Origin of the sequence: Pelagerythrobacter marensis (assembly GCF_001028625.1) — a bacterium.
GTDB classification, from domain to species: Bacteria; Pseudomonadota; Alphaproteobacteria; order Sphingomonadales; family Sphingomonadaceae; genus Pelagerythrobacter; species Pelagerythrobacter marensis.
On sequence record NZ_CP011805.1, the window covers coordinates 2,487,620 to 2,511,435 of the forward strand.

19 protein-coding genes are annotated in these 23,816 nt (G+C 66.9%); 11 read left to right on the plus strand and 8 right to left on the minus strand.

Features of this window, described 5'->3' with window-relative positions; translation table 11 throughout:
- Positions 1–20 precede the first annotated feature (20 nt).
- Genes AM2010_RS11810 through glnE form a run of 3 tightly spaced genes read right to left on the minus strand, consistent with a single transcriptional unit; the run spans position 21 to position 4,032 of the window.
- Positions 21–854: a ferritin-like domain-containing protein gene (locus AM2010_RS11810; RefSeq protein ID WP_047807234.1), complete on the minus strand. Its 834-nt coding sequence runs from the start codon at positions 852–854 to the stop codon at positions 21–23.
- Complete coding sequence (locus AM2010_RS11815; RefSeq protein WP_047807235.1) at positions 851–1,324, minus strand: peroxiredoxin; 474 nt, start codon at positions 1,322–1,324, stop codon at positions 851–853. Before AM2010_RS11815 ends, AM2010_RS11810 begins: the two co-directional genes overlap by 4 nt.
- Positions 1,321–4,032, minus strand: coding sequence for a bifunctional [glutamate--ammonia ligase]-adenylyl-L-tyrosine phosphorylase/[glutamate--ammonia-ligase] adenylyltransferase (gene glnE, locus AM2010_RS11820; protein ID WP_047807236.1), 2,712 nt, complete (start codon positions 4,030–4,032; stop codon positions 1,321–1,323). Before glnE ends, AM2010_RS11815 begins: the two co-directional genes overlap by 4 nt.
- A gap of 117 nt (positions 4,033–4,149) precedes the next feature.
- Between glnE and AM2010_RS11825 the strand changes: the two genes are divergently transcribed.
- Genes AM2010_RS11825 through AM2010_RS14475 form a run of 3 tightly spaced genes read left to right on the plus strand, consistent with a single transcriptional unit; the run spans position 4,150 to position 7,013 of the window.
- On the plus strand, positions 4,150–5,838 hold the full coding sequence (locus AM2010_RS11825) for a M28 family metallopeptidase (RefSeq protein WP_047807237.1): 1,689 nt from the start codon (positions 4,150–4,152) through the stop codon (positions 5,836–5,838).
- 25 nt (positions 5,839–5,863) lie between these two features.
- A complete protein-coding gene (locus AM2010_RS11830) occupies positions 5,864–6,835 on the plus strand; it encodes an agmatine deiminase family protein (RefSeq protein ID WP_047807238.1) in 972 nt (323 codons plus the stop codon).
- A gap of 46 nt (positions 6,836–6,881) precedes the next feature.
- Positions 6,882–7,013: a hypothetical protein gene (locus tag AM2010_RS14475; protein ID WP_269084051.1), complete on the plus strand. Its 132-nt coding sequence runs from the start codon at positions 6,882–6,884 to the stop codon at positions 7,011–7,013.
- On the opposite strand, the gene AM2010_RS11835 is transcribed toward AM2010_RS14475, so the two are convergent.
- Positions 7,002–7,751 carry a sulfite exporter TauE/SafE family protein gene (locus AM2010_RS11835; protein WP_047807239.1) on the minus strand — a complete coding sequence of 250 codons (750 nt, stop codon included), beginning with the start codon at positions 7,749–7,751 and terminating at the stop codon, positions 7,002–7,004. The genes AM2010_RS14475 and AM2010_RS11835 overlap by 12 nt on opposite strands.
- A gap of 8 nt (positions 7,752–7,759) precedes the next feature.
- Positions 7,760–9,784, minus strand: a complete 2,025-nt coding sequence (thrS, locus tag AM2010_RS11840) for a threonine--tRNA ligase (RefSeq protein ID WP_047807240.1) — start codon at positions 9,782–9,784, stop codon at positions 7,760–7,762.
- A 57-nt stretch (positions 9,785–9,841) separates the two neighbouring features.
- On the opposite strand from thrS, the gene AM2010_RS14315 reads away from it, so the two are divergent.
- The 6 genes from AM2010_RS14315 to AM2010_RS11865 all read left to right on the plus strand — a co-directional run bounded on the left by AM2010_RS14315 (position 9,842) and on the right by AM2010_RS11865 (position 19,126).
- Positions 9,842–10,156 carry a hypothetical protein gene (locus AM2010_RS14315; protein ID WP_160325575.1) on the plus strand — a complete coding sequence of 105 codons (315 nt, stop codon included), beginning with the start codon at positions 9,842–9,844 and terminating at the stop codon, positions 10,154–10,156.
- A 156-nt stretch (positions 10,157–10,312) separates the two neighbouring features.
- Positions 10,313–11,080, plus strand: a complete 768-nt coding sequence (locus AM2010_RS11845) for an alpha/beta hydrolase (RefSeq protein ID WP_047807241.1) — start codon at positions 10,313–10,315, stop codon at positions 11,078–11,080.
- Positions 11,081–11,108: 28 nt separating this feature from the next.
- Positions 11,109–11,942 (plus strand): tetratricopeptide repeat protein, encoded by an 834-nt coding sequence (locus tag AM2010_RS11850; protein WP_047807242.1) that lies wholly within the window; start codon positions 11,109–11,111, stop codon positions 11,940–11,942.
- Entirely contained in the window at positions 11,939–12,919 is a 981-nt protein-coding gene (locus tag AM2010_RS11855) for an LLM class flavin-dependent oxidoreductase (RefSeq protein WP_047807243.1), read from the plus strand. Before AM2010_RS11850 ends, AM2010_RS11855 begins: the two co-directional genes overlap by 4 nt.
- A 204-nt stretch (positions 12,920–13,123) precedes the next feature.
- Entirely contained in the window at positions 13,124–17,848 is a 4,725-nt protein-coding gene (locus AM2010_RS11860) for an NAD-glutamate dehydrogenase (RefSeq protein ID WP_047807951.1), read from the plus strand.
- A 54-nt stretch (positions 17,849–17,902) separates the two neighbouring features.
- A complete protein-coding gene (locus AM2010_RS11865) occupies positions 17,903–19,126 on the plus strand; it encodes an NAD(P)/FAD-dependent oxidoreductase (RefSeq protein ID WP_047807244.1) in 1,224 nt (407 codons plus the stop codon).
- Here the strand turns inward: AM2010_RS11865 and queG are convergent.
- The gene (gene queG, locus AM2010_RS11870) at positions 19,110–20,171 is read right to left on the minus strand and encodes a tRNA epoxyqueuosine(34) reductase QueG (protein WP_047807245.1); all 1,062 of its coding nucleotides are present in this window, start codon (positions 20,169–20,171) and stop codon (positions 19,110–19,112) included. The genes AM2010_RS11865 and queG overlap by 17 nt on opposite strands.
- A 45-nt stretch (positions 20,172–20,216) precedes the next feature.
- Between queG and AM2010_RS11875 the strand changes: the two genes are divergently transcribed.
- Together AM2010_RS11875 and AM2010_RS11880 are read left to right on the plus strand one after the other, a co-directional pair.
- Entirely contained in the window at positions 20,217–21,209 is a 993-nt protein-coding gene (locus AM2010_RS11875; protein ID WP_047807246.1) for an ABC transporter ATP-binding protein, read from the plus strand.
- Positions 21,206–22,435 (plus strand): ABC transporter permease, encoded by a 1,230-nt coding sequence (locus AM2010_RS11880; RefSeq protein WP_047807247.1) that lies wholly within the window; start codon positions 21,206–21,208, stop codon positions 22,433–22,435. Before AM2010_RS11875 ends, AM2010_RS11880 begins: the two co-directional genes overlap by 4 nt.
- A 12-nt stretch (positions 22,436–22,447) precedes the next feature.
- On the opposite strand, the gene AM2010_RS11885 is transcribed toward AM2010_RS11880, so the two are convergent.
- Positions 22,448–23,170, minus strand: a complete 723-nt coding sequence (locus tag AM2010_RS11885) for a sterol desaturase family protein (protein WP_047807248.1) — start codon at positions 23,168–23,170, stop codon at positions 22,448–22,450.
- Positions 23,171–23,244: 74 nt separating this feature from the next.
- Positions 23,245–23,772 (minus strand): hypothetical protein, encoded by a 528-nt coding sequence (locus tag AM2010_RS11890; RefSeq protein WP_047807249.1) that lies wholly within the window; start codon positions 23,770–23,772, stop codon positions 23,245–23,247.
- Positions 23,773–23,816: the final 44 nt, after the last annotated feature.

Below are 23,816 nucleotides of genomic sequence, written 5' to 3' on the forward strand. Positions count from 1 at the left end.
CTTGGGAACCCCCCGTCGTCTCAGGAATTGTGAGCTAACCGGGCATTCGTTTCGGAAGCAACACTGTCATAGAAGTCTCGCGACAAACCGGCTGCCGAACGCGCCGAGTCGTTGAATGGCGGTTTCAACGCCCCCCGAAAGTGTCGTTTAACCAGTGTTTTCCAGGATTCCGGGGGATTCGCGCCCGTCGCTTCGCACTGTGCGACGAAATGCCTTGTGCCGAATCGGACATGGCGGATTTCGTCGTCAAGGATTCGTTGCAGGATTCGCGCGCCATCTTCGTCCCCCTGCGCGCGCACGCGCTCGCGGGTCGCCGGGGTCACGTCGAGCCCGCGCGCTTCCAGCACCATCGGCACCACGGCAAGCCGCGCCAGCACGTCGTGGCGTGTTTCGTGCGCCGCCTGCCACAGCCCGCCGTGCGCCGGCAGAGCGCCGTAGTGGCACCCAAGCCGGCGCAGCTTGCGATCGAGCAGGGCGAAATGCATCGCCTCGTCCGCCGCGACCGACAGAAAGTCGTCGACGAACCCGCGCCCCATCTGCGCGCCGAACCGTCCGGCCATGTCGAGCGCCAGATCGATTGCGACAAATTCGATATGCGCCAGCGCGTGCCACAGCGCGATCCGTCCCCGTTCCGAGCCGGCCTTGCCCCGCTTGGGCATGCGATTGGGGGGCAGCAGTTCCGGTTCGGCGGGCCAAGCCGGTTCTTCGGGCATCGGCTCATCGAACTGCCATTCGAGCCGTCCGAGGCGCCAGCGGCGGGCGACGTCGCGCGCGGCGAAGACTTTCGCCTTCGGTTCGGGCGTCAGCAAGGCGCGGCGAATGGCCGACGCGACCGATTCGCGCGGGGCCGTCAAAGCGCGCGCGCGGCTTCGAGCACGCTGCGGGCGTGATCTTTCACCTTCACCTTGTTCCATACTTGCGCGATCCGCCCTTCGGCATCGACCAGATAAGTCGTGCGGATCATGCCCATGAAGGTCTTGCCGTACATTTTCTTCTCGCCCCACACGCCCAGCGTGTCGGACAGGCCGCCTTCCTCCGCATCGGTGGCCAGCGGCACCTTGAGATCGTGTTTGGCGATGAAGTTTCGGTGCTTCTGCGGCGAATCCTTGCTCACACCCAGGATCGCGGTGCCGGCCTGTTCGAATTCGCCGGCAAGCTCGGTAAAGTCCTTCGCTTCCGTGGTGCAGCCGGGGGTATTGTCCTTCGGATAGAAGAACAGCACCAGTTTGCGCCCGCGAAAATCGGAAGGGCGAACGGTGTCGCCGTCCGGGGTTTCCATTGCCACGTCGGGCATCGGGTCGCCGGCTTGTGCAGGTTCGCTCATCGGTCGGTCTCCAGTCGTTCTTCGAATGTGTCGTACCAGGCAGATGCGACGCATTGCCGCGCCCCGCCCAGCCTGTGCAAGACTTCGTCCATGTCCGCGCAGCCGCAGGCCCCTGCCAGCGCGCGTGTCGCTGCCGGCGGCGGAGCGACCAGATCGGGGGCAAGCAGCCGCCCGGCCACCAGCAGGCGCGTCATCATCGCTTCCGCTGCACGCATCGCTTCGGGCAGGAGGCCGCGTTCCACGAGACAGGCCACCGCCTGCCCCAGATCGGGAAAGATGCAGCCGCCCTGACGGGTGCTTTCGCGCAGCTGCAGGAAATGGGCGAGAAATTCCAGATCGACCAGTCCGCCGCGCAGGAGCTTGGCATCCAGCGGCCCGCGCGGCGGCTTGTTCGCCGCCATTTCCGCACGCATCCGCAGGACATCGTGCCGCAACTGGTCGGGGTCGCGCGGGCGGATCAGGACATCGGCGATGGCGCTTTCAAGGGCAGACCGCGCGTCCGGCGATCCCAGCAGCGGCCGTGCACGGGTCAACGCCATGTGTTCCCAGGTCCAGGCATCTTCGCGCTGGTAACGGGCGAAACTGTCCAGGCTGACCGCCAGCGGCCCCTGCGCGCCCTGCGGCCGCAAACGGGTATCGACTTCGTACAGCGCACCTTGCGCGGTCGGCACACTGAGCGCGCCGCTCACACGCTGGGCGAGGCGATTGAAATAGAGCGTCGCACCCAGCGGCCGCTCACCATCCGATTCCGCGCCGTGATCGCCAGTGAAAAGATAGATGATGTCGAGATCGGAGGCATGGGTCAGCGCACCCCCGCCGAGCCGGCCGAGGCCGAGGACCAGCAGTTCGCCGCCCGGCACCGTGCCATGCCGGGCAGCGAAATCCTGCTCTGTCGTGCGGGCCGCGATATCGAGCGCCGCCTCTGCCGTGCGCGAGAGAGCGGCGGCAATGTCGAGCGGATCGTGCACCCGCTCGATCAGTTGCACGCCGAGTGCGAAGCGCGTTTCGGCAGTGACCACGCGAATGCGGTCCAGCGCTGCCTCGTAATCGTCGCCCGCTTCCCCGCGGGCCATTCTGGCGGCGAGTTCCGGGACATCGCCCGGCAGGTCGAGCGCGCTACGGTCGATCAGCGTGTCGAGCAGGTCGGGCCGGCGCGCCAGTTCTTCCGCCAGCGGCGGGGCCAGCGTGAGCACGCCGACAAGCTGGTCGAGCAGGGCCGGCCGGGCATCGAGCAGGCGGAACAGATTGATCGCGCTCGATGCCTTGGTGATCAGGTCTTCCCACAGGATCAGTGCGCGGCGCGGATCGGGCGCTTCGGCGAGCGCTTCCAGCAAGCGCGGGAGCAGGGCATCGAACGATGCGCGCGCTGCCTCGCTGCGCAGCGACCGGATGCGCCCGTCGCTCCATCCGGCGATTCGTTCGGCCAGCGCTTCGGGATCGGCAAAGCCGAGCCGCAGCAGGCGTGCCGGCAGGCTCTCGCCCGCAGCAGCCGGGGCCCCGGGCGTTTGTGCGTTCTTGCCGAGCAGGCGGGCGTAGCGAGCGGCAATGTCGGCGCAGAGCGGCTGCAGCTCCGCCAGCAGGGCAGCACCGTCGGCCAGACCGTCGAGCCGGGCGACGCGATCGAGCGCCTCGCCTTCGGGCAGGGTGTGGGTCTGGTGATCCTCGATCATCTGCAGGCGATGTTCGACCGTTCGAAGCCGGTCGTACCCTTCGCCCATGTGCACGGCATCTTCCGCCCGGATATGGCCCGCGGCGGCCAGGGCATCCAGCGCATCGCGGGTGCCGCGTTCACGCAAGCCGCGATCGCGCCCGCCGTGGATCAACTGATGCGCCTGGGCGAAGAATTCGATCTCGCGTATCCCGCCGCGCCCCTGCTTCAGGTTGAAGCCCGGCCCGGGTTCGAGCGGCCCGGAATACTGCTCGCGTATGCGCGAGGTCAGCCGACCGATATCCTCGATAGCCCCGAAATCGAGGCTCCGCCGCCAGACGAACGGGCGGATCGCGGCCAGAAAATCTTCGGCTGCCGCAACATCGCCGGCAGCGGCGCGCGCACGGATGAAGGCGGCGCGTTCCCATGCCAGGGCCGAACTTTCATAGTGGCTCAGCGCCGCATCGAACGAAATCGCCAGCGGGCTGACTTCGGAGGCCGGGCGCAGCCGCAAATCGACCCGGAAAACGTAGCCTTCTGCGCTATTGGCGGAAAGCATCTGGACGATGTCGCGCGCGTAGCGCTGCGCCGCCTCGCCCGGTTCGTCCCGCTCCCGCCGGGGTAGCGTTTCGGGATCGTAGAGCAGGATCGGATCGATGTCGGAGCTGTAATTGAGTTCGCCCGCCCCGTGCTTGCCCAGGGCCAGGGCGGCGAAACCCGCCGGCGCGGCCCCTTCCACGCGGCGAGAGACAGCTTCGCCGATCGCGCGGTCCAGCGCACGATCGGCCAGCTGCGAGAGTTCCGTCATCACTCGCGCCAGCGGGAAGGCGCCGGCAAGGTCTCCGATCGCCAGCGCCGTAGCGAGAGCGAGCCGTTCGCGCCGCAGCGCGGTTTCGCAGTTGGGCGCGTCTTCGCCTGCCCGGCGCGCCATCTCCAGCGCGTCTTCGCCCTGGCCCTGCATCAGCAGTTCTTCCAGTGCGGGCTGCCTGTCGAGCGCGCGCGCGAGGAACGGTGCATTGGCGCGTGCGCGCGCGATCGCGTCTGGCCAGTCGAAGCTCATTCGCGCTCCCTGCCCACTCGCCGCCGCGGGCACAAGCGTGTGCTTTACCCACGGCTTGCGGCGAGGCCTGCGACCTGCCAAGCATGGGCAGTCGCAGACGTTGAGAGAGTACCCATCATGATCCGCCGCATTCTTGCCGCCACTGCCGTGTTGACGCTCGCCGCGTGCAACGGCGCCGTCGACGAAACCCAGGGCGATGCCGCGCTCGACATTCCCGAAGTCGAAGTGCCGGAAATTTCCGTTGAAACCGTACGCGAGGCAACGCGCATATTGTCCTCCGACGAATTCGAAGGCCGCCTGCCGGGCACCGCTGGCGAGGAGAAGACCCTCACCTATCTGGTCGAACAGTTCGAAAAGGCCGGGCTGCAGCCGGGCAACGATGGCAGCTGGTTTCAGGATGTGCCGCTGGTCGAGATCACCGGGCGCGATTTCGCGCCGCTGACGGTGAAGGCCGGGGGCCAGACGATGGCGTTCGATTACGCTGACGACTGGGTGGGCGTTTCCTACCGCGAAACCCCCTCTACCACGGTCGAGGATAGCGAACTGGTCTTCGTCGGATACGGCATCAACGCGCCGGAGAAGGACTGGAACGATTACGACGGCGTCGACATGACCGGGAAGACCGCAGTGATCCTGGTCAACGACCCCGATTACGAATCCGAAACGCTGGATGGCACGTTCAACGGCAAGGCGATGACGTACTACGGCCGCTGGACGTACAAGTACGAAGAGGCCGCGCGTCAGGGTGCGACGGGTGCGATCATCGTGCACGACACCTATCCCGCCTCGTATGGCTGGACGACGGTGCGCAACTCCTGGTCCGGCCCGCAGGCTTATGCCCAGCGCGAAGATGGCGGTGCGGATCAGACCGTGATGAACGGCTGGATGCAGAAACCCGTGGCCGAACGGATTCTGGAAGCGACCGGCAATAGCCTGGCCGATCTGTCGGCGGCGGCGAAGAAGAAAGGCTTCACGCCGGTGCCGCTGGGCGCCACGATTTCCACGTCGTTCGAAAACGACACCCGCAGCTTCGCCTCGAAGAACGTGATCGGCGTGCTTCCCGGTGCCGAGCGGCCCGACGAATATGTGCTTCACACCGCGCACTGGGATCATCTGGGCAAGTGCGCGCCGGGCGAAGAAGATGAAATCTGCAACGGCGCGATCGACAATGCCACGGGCACTGCGGCGCTGATCGCTCTGGCCGAAGCGCATGCCAAGGCCGGCGCTGCCGCGCGCAGCCTCGTGTTCCTGGCCGTTACGGCGGAGGAGCAGGGTCTGCTGGGTTCGGAATATTACAGCGCGAACCCGGTGTTCCCGCTCGAACAGACGGTCGGCGGGGTCAATATGGACGCCCTGTCGCTCGCCGGCCCGGCGAAAGACGTGACCGTGGTTGGCCCGGGCAAGTCGCAGCTCGACGATTTCCTCACCGCCGCGCTGACGGCTGAAAATCGTGTGGGCACGCCCAATCCCTCGCCCGAGGCGGGCTATTACTATCGTTCCGACCATTTCAGCATGGCCAAGCGCGGGCTGCCGATGCTCTATGTCGATGGCGGGCAGGATCTCGTCGACGGCGGAACGGAAGCGGGCAAGGCTTACGAAGACCGCTATCGCGACACGGCCTATCACGCCGTCAGCGACGAGTTCGACGAGAATTGGGACTGGTCGGGCGTGGAGCAGGACTTGCGCCTCTATTACCGCCTTGGCCGGATGCTCGCGATGTCGACTGCGTGGCCCAACTGGCGCGAAGGCGACGAATTCCGCCGCACTCGCGACGACGCCTGCACGGCGGCAGAGAGCGGCTGCTGAACCGGCCCGGCTGACGGCGAAGATCATGGCGATGCCCTCGATGCCGCCCGAATGGGCGCCGCAGGAGTGGCTGTGGATCGGCTTCCCGCACGATGCCGACGAATGGCCCGGCTATCTGGAGCGGGCGCAGGAACAGATCGCGGCCTTCGCCAATGCTGTGGCCGAAAGCGGGCAGGGCGTGCGCCTGCTGGTGCGCGACGCCGCGAACGAGGCGCGTGCGCGGGCGCTCGTCTCTGCTGGAGTCCGCCTGGAACGGCGCGTGTTCGGCGATATCTGGCTACGCGACACAGGGCCGCTGGTGCGCGCCGACGGATCGGCGCTGCGCTGCGGCTTCAACGGCTGGGGCGGCAAGTACGAAATGCCCGGCGATCGCGAGATCGGGGCGGCGCTGGCGCGCGATGCGAACCTGCCGCTCGCCGTGTCGGACTGGATTCTCGAAGGGGGCGCGATTGACGGGGACGGCACCCGCCTCGTGGTCACGACCGAGCAGTGCCTGCTGAACCCCAATCGCAATCCCTCGTTGTCGCGCGCGGAGATCGAGGCGCGGCTGGCGCGCGATCTCGGCTTCGACCGCGTGCTGTGGCTGGGGGACGGGCTGGTCAACGACCATACCGATGGGCACGTCGATAACCTCGCCCGCTTCGTCGGGCCCGGCCGGCTGGCCTTGCCGCGCGCGACCGGATCTGGCGATCCCAATGCCGCGATCTATGCCGATGCCCGGGACCGGGCCGAGGCGTTCGGGGTGGAGGTGTGCGACATCCCCTCCCCCGGCCTGATAACGCGGGGCGACTTCGTCGAACCAGCGAGTTACGCCAATTTCGCGATCACCACGAACCTCGTCGTCGTGCCGACCTTCGGCTCAGTTCATGACGCGGACGGGGTCGCCGCCATCGCCGCACTTTTCCCCGATCGCGCGACCATCGGCCTTCCCGCCGATGCCGTTCTGGCCGGCGGCGGCGGGTTCCACTGCGCCAGCCAGCAGATGCCCCGACTGTAGAGCCGATTTAACCTTTCGTTAGCCAGGGCGGCGCATATCGTCCGACATGGCTGCAACTCTCACCATTTTCGGTGCATTCGAACTGCGCGCGCTTGCGCTGCTGCGCACGATGGCCGTGGGGGGCTGCGCCCTCGCGCTGATCGCCGCCGGCCCGTTCGTTCCCGCGCTAGCCCTGTAACAGCTTCACCAGCGCTGCGAGGGCGGAGGCCGCCAGCACCAGCGCCACAAACCCGCGCCAGGCCGTGTCGCCGATGCGCGCCGATGCGGCGTTGCCCAATGCGTTGCCCAGCAGGACGGCGGGGAACAGCAGCAGCCCCAGCAATGCCAGCCGCCAATGCATCACACCCAGCGCCGCGCCCGATGCCAGCCCGGCAAGCGCCGCCACGGTGAAAATCAGCAACATCGACGCTTTCGCTGTGGTTCGCGGGACGGCGCGGCCGACATAGTACGGCACGACCGGCGGGCCGGGCATTCCGGCAAATCCGGTCAAAAGCCCGCTCGACAGGCCCGTGAACACGGTCGTTGCCGGGCCCGGTGGGGCGGCTGCGCGGCCCGAACGCAGTATCGCGAAGAAGGCAGAGATTGCCACCAGAGCGATCAGCATGCGTGCCATCGGGGCGGGTGTGATGGCGAGCAGCGCGAGGCCGGGCGCGGTGGCGATCGCGACAAGTACGGAGATCGCCACGGCCGACCGTTCGGCATCGCGCAGCAGCCGCGGCGCTTCGCTCAGCCCGACAAGTAGGGCGACCGCGTTGGTCACAAGAACCGCCTCCACCGGCGTCAGCGCGAGCGCCAGCACCGGGACGAGGATGATCGCCATTCCGAAGCCCGCCACCCCGCGCACGAACGCCCCGGCAAATGTGATCGCCAGCGCGATCGCGATCTCCGGCCAGGTAAATCCTGCGAGCAGATCCACTGCGCGATCTAGCGCAGATCGGGCGGTGTGGCTTCCTCCGCCAGCATGGAAAGCGCCTCGTCCAGCGACATCACTTTCTGCTGCTGCTGGCCCAGGGTGCGCACGGCGACCGTGCCTTCCTCCGCCTCGCGCTTGCCCACCACCAGCAGGTGCGGAACCTTGGCCAGCGAATGCTCGCGCACCTTGTAGTTGATCTTCTCGTTCCTCAGGTCGCTTTCGGCCCGGATATCGGTGGCAGTCAGCTTCTCGAGGACTTCGCCGGCATAGCCGTCGGCATCCGAAACGATCGTCGCGACGACGGCCTGCGTCGGGGCGAGCCAGACCGGCAGGCGCCCGGCGTAGTGTTCGATCAGGATGCCGATGAACCGTTCGTAGGAGCCGAAGATCGCGCGGTGCAGCATGACCGGGCGATGCTTCTCCCCATCTTCGCCGACATATGTCGCGTCGAGCCGTTCGGGCAGGACGCGGTCGGACTGGATCGTGCCGACCTGCCAGGTGCGGCCGATCGCGTCGGTCAGGTGCCATTCCAGCTTGGGGGCATAGAACGCGCCTTCGCCGGGCAGTTCCTCCCACCCGTATTCCTCGGTCGCCATGCCGGCATCGACCACCGCCTGGCGCAGCTCCGCTTCGGCCTTGTCCCAGTCGGCGTCGGAGCCGAAGCGCTGCTCGGGCCGCAGGGCGAGCTTGATTTCGTAGGTGAAGCCGAAATCCTTGTAGATCCGGTCGGCCAGCTCGCAGAACTTGCGCACTTCGTCGACGATCTGCGCCTCGGTGCAGAAGATGTGGGCGTCGTCCTGTGTGAACTGGCGCACCCGCATCAGGCCGTGCAGCGCCCCGTGCGGCTCGTTGCGATGGCAGCAGCCGTTCTCGTAGAGGCGCAGCGGCAGGTCGCGATAGCTGGTGATGCCCTGTTTGAAGACGAGCACGTGGGCCGGGCAGTTCATCGGCTTGAGCGCCATCCAGTCGGCGGCGTCAGACACCAGCGGCCCCTCGTCCTCGACATTGGGAACCTCGTCCGGGATCACGAACATGTTTTCGCGATACTTGCCCCAGTGGCCGGACTGTTCCCACTGGCGCGCGTCCATCACCTGCGGCGTCTTGATCTCGCGATAGCCGGCATCGTCGATCGCCCGCCGCATGTAGGATTCCAGCGCCCGCCAGATGCGATAGCCCTGCGGGTGCCAGAAGACGCTGCCGTGGGCTTCTTCCTGCAGGTGGAACAGGTCCATCTCGCGGCCCAGCTTGCGATGGTCGCGCTTGGCGGCTTCCTCCAGCCGCAACAGGTGGGCGTTGAGCTGTTTCTTGTTGAGCCAGCCGGTGCCGTAGATCCGCGTGAGCTGCGCGTTTTTCTGGTCGCCGCGCCAGTAGGCGCCGGCCACCCGCATCAGCTTGAACGCCTGGGGGTCGAGCTTGCCGGTGCTGGCCAGGTGCGGGCCGCGGCACATGTCGAGCCAGGCCCCGTCGCTGCCGGGCTGGCCCGACCAGTAGACGGTCAGTTCCTCGTCTTCGGGCAGTTCCTTCGCCCATTCGGCCTTGAACGTCTCGCCTTCGGATTCCCACTTCTCGATCAGCTGCTCGCGGCTCCAGGCTTCGCGCACCAGCGGCTTGTCGGCGCGGATGATCTCGCGCATCTTCTCCTCGATCGCCGGCAGATCGTCCATCGAGAACGGATCGCGGCTGTCGGGGGCCTTCACGTCGTAATAGAACCCGTCGTCGGTTGCCGGGCCGAACGTGATCTGCGTGCCCGGCCACAGGGCCTGGACCGCCTCCGCCAGGACGTGGGCGTAATCGTGGCGGACCAGCTCCAGCGCCTCGTCCTCGTCGCGCGCGGTGATCAGTGCCAGCTCGGCATCGCCTTCGAACGCGCGGTTGAGATCGCGCACCTCGCCCCCGTCGCCGTGATCGACCCGCGCGGCCAGTGCGGCCTTGGCCAGGCCCGGCCCGATTGCGGCGGCAACATCGGCCGGGGTCGTTCCCGGCTCGACTTCGCGCACCGATCCGTCGGGCAGGCTGATCTTGAGCAGTTCCGTCATCGTTTTCCGTTACCGTTGTTCGCATGCGGCGCCCCCGTCGACACCGATTGAGGTGCCATGGCACAGGCGCGCGCGCGCTTGAAGTGCGACGTTGGCTGGATGGCGATTTCGGGGAGGAACGCCGCACCACCCGAAACCGGGCGGCGGCGGTTCGCGTCAACGCGCGACCGACCGCACCCGGACACGCGGGGTAGTGGTAGTCGTCGTGAAGAAGCGTGTCGCGTTCATGCCAGGCGCGATAGCGGGCCGAACCTGACGGATCAAGTCGTCCGCGAGTGTGGTCAAATCGAGAGCGCCCTGTCGCTGCCGCTGGCCTTTCGAATTGCGGCATTGTTCGAAATGCCGATCGAGGATATATTCACGCCCGATTGAGAGGGAGCCATGAAGCACGTCGCTACATTGTTGCTTGCCTGCCTGCTGGTTGCCGGATGCAACGGGCGGACGGAGGAGCCATCGTACTTCGAGTACGCGCCTCCGCTGTACTGACGCGGGTTGCCACGGCCCCCGCCGGGCGGGCATGGCCGGGGCATGACCGACGAGATCGACTTCTACGAACTGGGCGACGGCCGCCGTATCGCCTTCCGTCACTTCGCGGGTGAGGATGAGGGCGCGCACGACGATGCGCTGCGCCCAACGCTGGTGTTCCTGCCCGGCTACATGTCCGACATGGCCGGGGGGAAAGCCACGGCGATCCATGACTGGGCCGTGGCCCGCGGCCAGCCCTGCTTGCTGCTCGATTATTCGGGCTGCGGGCGCAGCACCGGCGATTTTGCCGATGGTACGCTGTCGCGCTGGTGTGAAGAAGTGCTCGCGCTGGTTCGCGAGCGGGTCGGCGGGCCGGTGATCCTGATCGGTTCGTCGATGGGCGGCTGGCTGATGCTGCTGGCCGGCGAAGCGCTCGGCCCGCGGCTTGCCGGAATGGTCGGGATCGCGGCCGCGCCGGACTTTTCCGACTGGGGCTACAGCGACAGCCAGAAGGCGGAACTCGCCGCCGGGCGCACGGTGCTGGAAGACAACCCCTACGGGCCCGAACCGACGCCGACCCATCCCGGTTTCTGGCAGGATGCGCAGCGCCAGCGCCTTCTCGGGCGAGAGATCGCGATCGATTGCCCGGTGCGTCTGCTGCACGGCCAGGCCGACCCCGACGTTCCGTGGGAAATCAGCCTGCGCACCGCGGCGGCCCTGCGTTCGGATGAGGTACAGGTGACCCTTGTGAAAGGCGGCGATCACCGCCTGTCGCGCGAACAGGATATCGCCCTGCTGTTGCGAACGCTGGACGCACTCCCCATCCAATAGCAGGCAGTAACGATCAGGAGCCTGCCAGATGACCCCGTTTCTTGCTCTTCTGCTTCAGGTCGGCCCTGCGCCGGCGGCGGAGCCGATTTCGCCCCTTCCGCCAGAGATGGAGCAGCAGCGCGCCGACCGAGCGCGTCGCAACGCTGAGGCCGAGGCGGTGCAGCCTGCCAGTCAGCTCGCCCAATGCCTCGCCCGCACCCGGCGCGATCCCGGCGGCGCGGTGGAGGAGGCTGAGGTCTGGCTGGAGGGCGCGCAGGGCGGAGAGCGTGGCGATGCGGGCCAGTGTCTGGGTGTTGCCCAGGCGCAATTGGGGCAAAGTGCGGCGTCGGCCGAAACCTTCCTCGCGGCGCGCGATGCGACCCCGGCGGACGATCGTCGTCTGCGGGCGCTGCGGGGCGCACTGGCCGGCGGAGCATTGCTGGGCGAAGGCGATCCCGCTTCGGCACTGGCGCTTCTCGACAGCGCTCGCGACGATGCCGTGGCCGCCGGTGAAGGCGCGATCGCGGGGCAGATCGCTCTCGATCGCGCGATTGCTCTCGTCGCTCTCGACCGTCCGGCCGATGCGGCGGATGCTCTGGCAGCGGCCCGCGCCGCCTTGCCCGACAATGCGCAGGCCTGGCTGTTGTCGGCGACGCTGTCGCGCCGCTCGGGCGAACTGGCAGAGGCCCAGACCCGGATCGAGCGGGCGGCAGAACTTGCCCCTCTCGATCCGGCGATCGGGTTGGAAGCGGGCGTTATCGCGGCAATGACCGGGCGTGACGAGGCCGCCCGGCGCAGCTGGCGATCGGTGATCGAGATGGCGCCCGACAGCCCGATGGCGGCAACCGCCCAAACCTATCTCGACCGACTGGATGCTGCATGACCGATTTTTCCGTTCTCGACCTCGTTCCCGTGCGCGAAGGCGGCACGCTGGAAGAAGCCTATGCCGCCTCCGCCGCGCTGGCCCGCACGGCCGAAGCAACGGGCTGCAAACGGTTCTGGATCGCCGAACATCACGCGATGGAAGGAATCGGGGGCGGTGCGACTTCGGTCGTCATCGGTCATATCGGCAATGCGACATCGACCATTCGGATCGGCGCGGGCGGGATCATGCTGCCCAACCACAACCCGTTCGTGATCGCCGAACAGTTCGGCACGCTGGCGGCGCTGTTTCCGGGGCGGATCGACCTCGGCCTCGGTCGGGCGCCGGGTGCAGGGCCGGAGCTGCAACGCGCCTTGCGCAAGGATCTCCACCGCGCGGCAGAGCTGTTCCCGCAGGACGTGGCCGAATTGCAGGCCATTCTCGCGGGCGATCCGGAACTGCCGATCCGGCCGACACCGGGATATGGCGCACACGTCGAAATGTGGATGCTCGGCTCCAGCCTCTTCGGCGCGCAGCTCGCGGCGCGGCTGGGTCTGCCCTATGCCTTCGCGAGCCATTTTGCGCCGACGCATCTCGATGCCGCACTCGCGCTCTATCGACGGGATTTTCAACCGTCGGAAACGCTGGAGAAGCCGCATGTCATGGCAGCGATGACGGTGTTCGCTGCCGAAACCGCAGAAGAGGCCGAACTGATCGCTTCGTCGCAGGCGCAAAGCTTCGTCAGGCTGCGTACCGGCAAGCCGGGGCGCCTGCCACCGCCGGTTCCCGGCTATCGCGACAGCCTGCCGCCCCAGGCCCGCGCTATCCTCGACCATATCGGGGAGGCTTCGGCAATCGGCACCCCGGCCGAAATCAAGACGAAGATCGAGGCGTTCATTGCCAGAACCGGAGCGGATGAGATCATGCTGTCGGGCGCAACTTATGCTCCCGAAGCGCGCATCCGTACGCTGGAACTGGTGCATGAGGCGATGGGCTGAACGCCGCGTTCTCGGGCTCGCTCCAGAACGCCGATGTAAACTGGAGCGGGCCGTTGTGAGCCTTTGATGATACGCCCGCCGTAAGGGAAATGCGCTGCGGAAACGCGGCTTGCGGTGCGAACGACTTGGGCGTAGTCGCGCAAGATTATTGCCGCATCGGCGGCGTCTTTGTGCGGGCGTCCAATGCCCGGTGGAGCGATTTCGATGGGTTCCAGTTCAACCGCGCCTTCGGGTAAGTCCCGCCGCGGAAAGGCCGATTCTTCCCCTCTCGTCAAGGCGTTGACCGACCGGATCTGCGATTCGCTGCTGCCCGGCGACACGCCGTTCGCGACCGACAAAGTGCGCGATGCCGCCACGTTCATGCTCGACGCTGCGACGCGCCGCGAACGGGGCGAAGCCTCGATTGCCCTTGCCTCCGACACGGACGAGCGGCGCTTCATGCGGATCGCGCTGGTCAACGACGACATGCCGTTCCTGGTCGATTCGGTCGCAGCGACGATTGCCGCGCAAGGTCTTGCAATCGATCGCCTGGTTCACCCTGTGGTTCACACCCGGCGGGACGAGGATGGAACGCTGCGCGAGATCGCAGCGCAGCGCAGCGACGATACCCGGCGCGAATCGATGATCTACGTCGAAACGGTGCGGATCGACGCGCGCCAGCGGCGCACGCTGGAGCGCGAATTGCGCACGACATTGGCCGACGTCCATGCCGCGGTGGCCGACTGGCCGAAAATGCGCGAAGCGATGCGCGCCGATGCCGGGCGGATCGACGATGCCGAAGGCGCGGAGCTGTTGCGCTGGCTGGAAGGTGGAATGCTGACGCAGCTCGGCCATCTCCGGCGCCATCGCGACGGCAGCCATTCGGGCCTGCTGGGCATTTGCCGCAAGAGCGCGAAGCAGATCCTCGCCGATGCATCATACGATCGCGCGTTCGATTGGTTTGGCGCGGCCGACGAAGGGCGCGAGCTGCTGATCATCAAGGCCAATCGTCTTTCCAACGTCCATCGCCGGGTGCCGCTCGATCTGTTCATCACGCCGATCCGCGAAGGCGGCGAGGTCGTGGCGCTTTCCATCCACGCGGGCGTGTGGACCAGCGCGGCGCTCGCTGCCGTGCCCACGCAAGTGCCGCGCCTGCGTGCGCGCGTTTCCGGTTTGATGGAGAAGTTCGAATTCGACGCCGGCGGCCACGCGGGCAAGGCGCTGGTTCATGCCCTGACGTCCTTGCCGCACGATCTGGTGATCGGGTTTGCGGACGACGATATCGAACGTGTGTCGACCGCGATGATGAGCCTGGTCGACCGTCCGCGCCCCCGGCTGGCGCTGGTCGAGGCGCCGCTGGCCCGGCATCTGTTCGCATTCGTGTGGATGCCGCGCGACATGCTTTCCACCCAGGTGCGCCATCGGATCGAAGGGCTGCTGGAACAAGGCGCCGGGGCGACCATGCTGGACTGGAGCCTGCAGGTCGAAGGCGGCAACCTCGCCATGCTGCGCTTCGTGCTCGATTTGCGCGGTGGCCAGGTTTCCACGCCGGAAGCGGAGCTGGAACGCCAGTTGCAGAAAATGCTGCGCGGCTGGGCCGAAGCGGTCGAGGGCGAACTGGCCGAGCAGATGGAGCCCGGGCGCGCCGCGGCCATCGCGACTCGCTTCGCCGACGCGTTCCCCCCTGCGTACCGGGCAGACTACGGCCCGGCGGAAGCCGCCCTGGACATTGCCCGCATGCGCCATCTCTCGGCGCTGGAATCGGAGTCGACCGGGGGTGCGGCCCTGCAACGCGACGCGCGGCTTTACGCGTTCGATCGCGAAGGCGAGACCGAACTGCGCCTCAAGGTTTACGAGCACGAAGGGGCGTTGCCGCTTTCCGATGCCGTGCCGGCGCTGGAGAATTTCGGTTTCCGCGTGCTGGCGGAAATTCCCACCCCACTCGATGAAGGGCGCCTGGGCACGATCCACGACTTCACGCTCGCCTTGCCGGACGGAGATGCGATCGCACCGCTTCTGAAGCGCGTCGATGCGATAGAGGAAGCGATCGCCGCCGTGCTTAATGGCTGGGCGGAAGACGATCCGTTCAACCGGCTCGTGATCGGCGCCGCGTTGAGCGCGGATCAGGCCAATTGGCTGCGGGCCTTCTATCGCTATCTGCGCCAGGCCGGCGTTAGCTTCACGATCTACACCGTGGTCGATGCGCTCGATCGGGCGCCGGAAGTGACGCGGGCGCTGGCGGATCTGTTCGCCGCGCGCAACGATCCCGATTTTTCGGGCAACCGCGAGGCAGCGACCGCGCAGTGCGAGGATGCGATCAAGCAGGGCCTCGCCAAAGTCGCTGCGATCAACGACGATCGCCTGCTGCGGCTGTACCACGCCGTTATCGGGGCGATCCTGCGGACCAACGCCTTCGCCCCTGCGGGTCAGGAAGCGCTGGCGTTCAAGATCGATTCGCAACTGGTCCCGAACCTGCCCAGGCCAATCCCCTGGCGCGAGATCTTCGTCTATTCGCGCCGCGTCGAAGGCATCCACCTGCGCGCCGGCCCGGTTGCGCGCGGCGGCCTGCGCTGGTCCGACCGGCGAGACGACTTCCGCACCGAAATCCTTGGTCTGATGAAGGCGCAGCGGGTCAAGAACGCGGTGATCGTCCCGACCGGGGCGAAGGGCGGTTTCTATCCCAAGCAGCTTCCCGCCCCCGACAGGGATCGCGCCGCCTGGGCGGCCGAAGGGCAGGCAAGCTACGAGATATTCATCCGCACCCTTCTGTCGGTGACCGACAATCTGGAAGGCGACAAGGTCATCCACCCCCCACGCGTGGTGATCCGGGACGGTGACGATCCCTATTTCGTGGTTGCCGCCGACAAGGGCACGGCACGCTTTTCGGACGTTGCCAACGCACTCGCGGAAAAGCGGGACTTCTGGCTTGGCGATGCTTTCGCAAGCGGCGGTTCGAACGGATACGATCACAAGGCGATGGGCATTACCGCCCGCGGTGCCTGGGTTTCGGTGCAGCGCCATTTCCTCGAAATGGGCATCGACGTGCAAAGCGATTCGGTGCGCGTTGCCGGCTGCGGCGACATGTCGGGCGATGTCTTCGGCAACGGAATGCTGCTGTCGAAGGCGATCCGGCTGGTCGCCGCGTTCGACCATCGGCATATCTTCATCGATCCCGACCCCGATCCCGCGGCGAGCTGGAACGAGCGCAAGCGTCTGTTCGACCTGCCGGCATCGAGCTGGGAAGATTACGACAAGGCCCTGATCTCGAAGGGCGGCGGCGTATGGCCGCGCTCGATGAAGCGCATTCCGCTTTCCGCCGCGATGCGCAAGATGCTGGGCACCGAAGCGAAAGAGATGGAGCCGGAGGCGCTGATCTCCGCCATTCTTCGGGCGGAACTGGATCTCATCTGGTTCGGCGGCATCGGGACGTATGTGAAGAGCCGCGCCGAAAACAACGTTCAGGTCGGCGATCCGGCCAACGATCCCCTGCGCGTCGACGCTGCCGATCTGCGTGCGAAAGTGATCGGCGAAGGGGCGAATCTGGGCGTGACCCAGGCCGCGCGCATCGAATTTGCGCTGCGCGGCGGGCGGATCAACACCGACTTCATCGACAACTCGGCAGGCGTCGACTGTTCGGATAACGAGGTCAACATCAAGATCGCACTGGCCGGCGCGCGTCGGGCAGGGCGGCTTGCCGAGCCGCGCCGAAACGCGCTGCTGGTCGAGATGACGGACGAGGTTGCCGAGCTTGTTCTGGAAGACAACCGTCTTCAGGCGCTGGCCCTGTCGGTTGCCGAACTGGGCGGCGCGAAGGCGACCGCATCGCAGCTGCGCCTGATCGAGACCCTGGAAGACCGCGGCTATCTCGATCGCCGCACGGAAGGGCTGGCCGATGGCGAAGCCCTGGCGCGCCGGGCCAGCGACGGTGCCGGCCTGACGAGACCGGAACTTGCGGTGCTGCTGTCGTCGACCAAGCTGGTGTTGCAGGACGCCATCGAACAGTCGGCATTGCCCGACGATCCCGCGCTCGAAGCCGACCTGCTGGAATATTTCCCGGCACCCATGCGCGGCAAGTTCAAGGCGCAGATCCTCGATCACAGGCTCCGCCGCGAGATTATCGCGACAAGTCTGGCGAACCGGATCGTCAACCGTCTCGGCCTCGTCAATCCGTTCGAGCTGGCCGAGGAAGAGGGGGCCGAACTGGCGCAGGTCGCGGCGGCATTCGTCGCTGCGGAAAAGCTGTTCGGTATTGAGACCCTGTGGGATCGGCTCGATCGCGCCGCCATGCCCGAAACCGCGCGCATCGTCCTGTTCGACCGGGTTGCCACTGCAATGCGCAGCCAGATGGCCGATCTGTTGCGGGCCGGCGTGGGCCGCAGCGGTCCGTCGCAGGTGGTGGAGGAGCTGTCCCGCGGAATTGGCGAACTGGCCGCAGGTACCGAAGGGTTGCTGGCGGCCGAAACGCGCCAGCAATCGGCCAAGATGCGCGCTGCCTTTACCGATAAGGGCGCCCCGGACGACATCGCTGCCGACGTCGCGCACTTGTTCGACATGGATGGCGGCGTTGGCCTTGCCCGTCTCGCGCGGGATGCGGAGATTGGCGCGCGCGCGCTTACCGGTGCCTTCACCGATCTCGGTGCGCGGCTCGGCCTTGACTGGGCGCAGGGCACCGCCGCGCTGATGGACCCGTCGGACGTGTGGGAGCGCCTGCTGGTGGCCGGGCTTGCGCGCGATTTCCAGCAGATGCGGCTCGATTTCCTTCGGCGGCTGTCGCGGCGCAAGGATGCGAAGTCGGATCCGGCGGGCGCGGTTGCGACCTGGGCGGAGGAGAACGCCACCGCGATCCGTCAGTTCCGCGCCATGATCGGGCGCGCGCAGGCACAATCGCCGGTCGCGCCGGCAATGCTCGCGCAGATTGCCAGCCAGGCGCGGAACCTGCTCGGACGGTAGCGTTCCCGGCGGGGCGGGCTTGACCCGGCGGCGGATTTGCCCAAACCCCGCCGCATGGATAGCGCCGATATCGTGATCGTGGGCACAGGGCATGGCGGCGCACAGGCCGCCATCGCCCTGCGCCAGAACGGATTTGCCGGCTCGATCATTATGATCGGGCGCGACAGCGAGCCTCCTTACGAGCGGCCGCCACTGTCGAAAGAGTATCTCGCCGGCGACAAGCCGTTCGAGCGTATCTATATCCGCCCGCCGCAGTTCTGGGCCGACAAGGACGTTACGCTCCGGCTGCGAACGTCCGTGGTGGAAGTCGACGCGCAGGCACACGAACTGGTGCTCTCGGACGAGAGCCGCATTCGATATGGCAAGCTGATCTGGGCCGCTGGCGGCGATCCGCGCCGGCTCCCCTGTCCGGGGGCGGACCTGCCGGGCGTGCACTCGGTCCGCAACCGCGCCGACGTGGACCGGATAATGGCCGAACTCGAGGGCGGGGCACGCCGCGCCGTCGTGATCGGCGGCGGCTATATCGGGCTGGAAGCCGCCGCGGTGCTGCGCAAGCTGGGCTGCGAGGTCACCCTGCTCGAAGCGCTACCCCGCGTCCTTGCCCGTGTCGCTGGGGAAGAACTGTCGCGGTTCTACGAGCAAGAGCACCGCCGCCAGGGCGTCGACATCCGGCTGGAGGCGGCCGTTGAGCGGATCGAGGGGGATGGCAAGGTTGGCGGTGTCGCCCTGGCCGATGGCGAGATCATACCGGCCGATCTGGTCGTCGTCGGGATCGGGATCGTGCCATCGATTGGCCCACTGATCGCTGGCGGCGCGGCGGGGGCAAACGGGGTCGATGTCGATGAATTCTGCCGCACCTCGCTGGATGACGTTTATGCGATCGGAGACTGCGCTGCGCATGCCAACCTCTTTGCCGAAGGTGCTGTGATCCGCCTGGAATCGGTTCAGAACGCGACCGACATGGCCAATGTCGCGGCGAAATCGATCTGCGGCGATGCCTTGCCCTACAAGGCCGTGCCGTGGTTCTGGTCGAACCAGTATGACCTGCGCTTGCAGACCGTCGGCCTGTCGCTCGACTACGACGAGACGGTGCTGCGCGGTGACCCGGAGGCGCGCAAATTTTCAGTGGTCTATCTGCGCGAAGGGCGAGTGATTGCGCTCGATTGCGTCAATGCGACAAGGGACTATGCCCAGGGGCGCAAGCTGGTGGAGGCCGGAACGAGGCCCGAGCGCGAGGCGCTGGCCGACCCGGAGATTTCGCTCAAGGCGCTGGTGTAAGCTCTCGCGCAGCCCATTCGGCTGCTTCGGCGACCACTGGATCGGGATCGTCGGCCAGGGCGCGAACTGCCCCGGCCAGCGCCGGATTGCCGCTGTTGCCCGCCGCGATCAGGCAATTGCGCACGAACCGGTTGCGTCCGATCCGCTTGATCGGAGAGCCGGAAAAAAGCTGCCGGAAGCCCGGATCGTCGAGCGCGAGAAGTTCGGCGAGCCGGGGCGCGACCAGTTCGGCGCGCGGCAGGAAGGCCCGATTGCGCGCCGCCGAATCGGCAAACTTGTTCCACGGGCACACAGCCAGGCAATCGTCGCAGCCGTAGATCCGATTGCCGATTGCCTTGCGGAATTCGTGCGGGATCGGCCCCTTGTGCTCGATCGTGAGGTAGGAAATGCAGCGCCGCGCATCGAGGCGATAGGGTTCGGGAAAGGCATCGGTCGGGCAGGCATCCTGACACGCGCGGCACGATCCGCAGTTGTCGCCATGCGGCTCCGCCGGATCGAGCTCGAGCGTGGTGTAGATCGCGGCAAGGAACAGCCACGATCCGTGTTCGCGGCTGACGAGGTTGGTGTGCTTGCCTTGCCAGCCGATGCCCGCCGCTTCCCCCAGTGGCTTTTCCATCACCGGCGCAGTGTCGACGAAAACCTTGAGCCGGGCATCCGGCGCGCGCGAGGCGAGCCACCGTGCCAGCGCCTTCGCCGCTTTCTTGACCGTATCGTGATAGTCGCGCCCCTGGGCATAGACCGATATGCGCGCGCGTTCCGCATCGCCTTCCAGCGCCAGCGGGTCGTGTGCGGGGGCATAGCTCATGCCCAGCGCGATGACGCTTTTTGCTTCGGGCCACATCGCCTGCGGCCCCTGACGGACCTCGGCCCGGTCTTCCATCCAGCCCATTGTGCCGTGATGTCCGGCGGCGATCCATTCGCGCAGACGCCGGGCGCGCTCGGGATCGTCCGTCGCCGGGGCAATATCGACCGCGACGAAGCCCAGCCGCCGCGCTTCGGCGAGCAGGTCGCCGCGCAATGCCGCATTTTCTCGGGCGTTGGACACGCTAACGGGTTGCTCCCTGCAATGCGCAGCGGCTACCGCGCCAGAATGGAAACCGCGCTAAGCGATCCGCCCCGCGCGGGCAACGATACCGCGCCGCCTGCACCGCTTGCAATCGAGGCGCGCGGCCTGGTCAAGCGATTCGGCGATACCACGGCGGTCGACGGGGTCGATCTGGCCGTGCCCGAAGGGGCGATCTACGGCGTGCTGGGCCCCAATGGTGCGGGGAAAACGACCACGCTGCGGATGCTGTTGGGCATTATCGATCCTGACCAGGGCGTGCGCCGGATGTTCGGGCATGACGATCCGCACGATATCGCCGGGTTGATCGGATACCTGCCCGAGGAACGCGGCCTCTACCCGGCGATGAAGGCCTGCGATGCCATCGCCTTCATGGGCGCGCTGCGCGGAATGGCCCTGTCGGATGCGCGCGAGCGGGGACGTGTGCTGCTGGAAGATCACGGCCTTGGCCATGCGGCGGAAAAGCAGATCCGCCAGCTTTCGAAAGGCATGGCGCAGACGGTGCAATTACTGGGGACGCTGGTCCACAATCCGCGTCTGGTCATTCTGGACGAGCCGTTTTCCGGGCTCGATGCAATCAATCAGGGCAAGCTGGAAGTGCTGATCCGCGGCCTGGCCGCGCGCGGCACCACCGTGATCTTCTCGACCCATGTCATTGCCCATGCGGAGCGCCTTTGCGAAGGCGTGGCGATCATTGCCGGGGGCAGAGTGCCTTATGCCGGATCGGTCGATGCGGCGCGCGATCGCATTCCGGCGCAAGTCCGGCTCGAAACCCGCGCGCGCGAAGGGCGCTGGCGCGAGGCCCTGCCGGCCGATGCCCGGCGCGAGGGGGACTTCTGGCATTTCTCCCTCCCCGATACGGGTATCGAACCGCTGCTGCGCGCGCTGATCGAGGGGGAGGCGGGCATACTTTCGCTTTCTATCGAGCGCGCCGGGCTGCACGATGCCTTCGTCCACATCGCGGGCGAAGCGGCGGCCCGTGCGCTTGAAGAAGAAGGCGCGGCGGAGGCTGCAGCATGACTGCCCCCCTTCCTGCCAACCGCTCGCGCTTGCCGCTCTGGCGCGCTGCATGGGTAATCGCACGGCGCGATTTCACCGCGATCTTGTTTTCCAAGGCCTTCCTGTTCTTCCTGATCGGGCCGTTGTTCTTTATCGGCATCAGCGGCGCGGCCGGTGCGCTCAGCGCCCAGGCGGTCGGCAATGCGCAGAATCCGCGCCTCGCAGTGGCGCTCTCGGTTGCCGAAGGGCGCGCTTTTGCCGCAGCACACGCCCGCCTGACCGACCTGGTGCGTCTGCCTGAGATCGAGGTTGTCGATCCGGCCGAGGCTGACGATCCCGATGGTCTGCTGGACGATGGCGAGCGCAATTTTGGCGCCGTTCTCGACGGAACGCTGGCCGAACCGCGCCTGATCGGAACCGAAGAGCGGATCGAGGACTGGAGCGGCCGTGTGGCACTGATCGCGGCGGAGGCGAGCGGCGCCGGAGCGGCTGACTATCCACCGGTGGCGCTGGCCCCGACGGCCGTGACCGTCGCAAGCAAGCGCAGCGCCAATTCCGCCACCGCGACCGCCGGGCTGACGCTGCTGTTCCTGCTCACGATGTTGCTGGCCGGAATGGTCATGTCGAACCTGGTGGAGGAGAAAGGCAACAAGATCATCGAAATCCTGGCCGCAGCGATACCGATGGATGCGGTGTTCTTCGGGAAGCTGTTTGCCATGCTCGCCGTCAGTTTCGTCGGGATCGCAATCTGGGGTTCCGCGGCAGGGGCGATCGTCGTCGTTACCGGGGCGCTTGACGGGTTCGCCCCGCCGGCGGTGGGCTGGCCCGCGTTCGGCGCACTGTTTCTCGCCTATTTCGCGATGGCCTACCTCCTGATCGGCTCGATCTTTCTCGCCATCGGTTCGATGGCGCCAACCGTGCGCGACGTGCAGACGATGTCGATGCCCGCCACAATCCTGCAGCTTCTGGTGTTCTTCCTCGCCAGTTTCGCCATGACCGACATCGGTTCTGCCGTCGAGCTGTTCGCCGTGGCGTTCCCGCTCAGCTCGCCTTACGCGATGGTCGCACGCGCCGCGCAGGAACCGGCGCTGTGGCCCCATGCCCTCGCGCTGGCCTGGCAAGTGCTCGCCGTGATCGCGTTCGTGCGTTTCGGGGCGCGTCTGTTCCGCAGGCGCGTGATGAAATCCGGTCCTGCGCCGGCCAGGGGTGGCCGGGCGCTGCTGGCCCGGCTTGCACGGCGGCGATAGCCGCGGCCTGCCCTAGCGCGCGAAACGATCGGACAGGCCGCGGTCCGTGCCGCAGAGCCGGTCCCAGAACCGGAAATAGAGGCCGTAGTTGCAGCCATAGTGTTCGTGGTGGCGCTGGTGATGACTGGCGGTGATGAGCCAGCCGCCGGCGCGCGAGCGGAGGAGCGCGCGGGGAAACATCTCCCACCCCATGTGGTTCGTCACGCCCATTACGGTCATGATCGCGAGGACGAGGCCGAGCACGGCCACGTGGATCGGGACGAGGAAGACCAGCACCGGAATCACCACTGCGCCCGTTATCGCCTCTATCGGGTGGAAGCTCATCGCGGCCCATGCGGTCGGCGGTCGGCTGGCGTGATGAACCGCATGGGCGAGGCGAAACAGGCGCGGTCGGTGCATCCAGCGATGGGTCCAGTAAAACCAGGTATCGTGCGCGAAGAGGTAGGCGAACAGCGAAAGCGGCAGGACCCACAAGGGGTAATCCAGCGGGTCGGTGTAGATCAGTGTCCACCCATGTTCGTGCCAGCCCCAGGCGACTATCCCGGCGGGCAGCCCGTAAATCGCAGCCGAGAGCAGCGACCAGCCGATCTCTCGCCTGATCTGCGGGCCGAGCGAGGCGTAGAGACCGGGGCGCCGGCGCATTGTTGCCCATGCGAACAGACCGCTCGTCGCGAGATAGCGCAGGGCCACGATGGCGATCATCGCCAGCGCGGAAAGAAGGGCGGCCACGATCATGGTGGGCGCACTATGCCCGAACACGCCTTGCCCGGCGACAGGTTTCGGACATGGCCCGGTTTCGGCGCCGGCCGTCAGGCGGCTTCGCGCTCGATATATTCGGGATAGAACGCGGGGGCGCGGTCCGACCAGCCGGGCGCAGTGGCGGCGGCCTCGCTCAGCGATTGGAGCAGGGTCTTGCGCCGGTCGGGCCGGATCTGCGGCAACGCGCTCGCGGCGCAGAACGCGCTCGGGAGCCAGGGGCGGGCCTCGGCACCGATCAGCCGTTCGTACAGAAAGCGGAAGGCGGAAAAGCACTCGATCCGTTCCTGCGCCAGATCGAAGGCGGCAATGCGCGTAAGCTTGCCGATGAAGTCTTCCATCCCGTCCAGCCCGGTTTCGGAAGGAATGGTGTCACGCAGGACCTTCAGTTCCTGATAGGCGACGTACTGGCTGCGGATCGCGGCGCTTTCGGCGGCATCGCGTGCCCAGCGCTTGAACGCGTCCTGGCGGCTCAGGCCAATATCGAGGCTGCGCCGGATATAGCGTTGTTCGGCAGGCGTGAAGCTCGCGAATTCGCGCATTTCGGCGATAGTGAGCGACGCTGTGGCGGCCTTGGGCATGATGGCGGTTCCCTGTTGCGCCGCCTACCATCGCCCGACTTGGT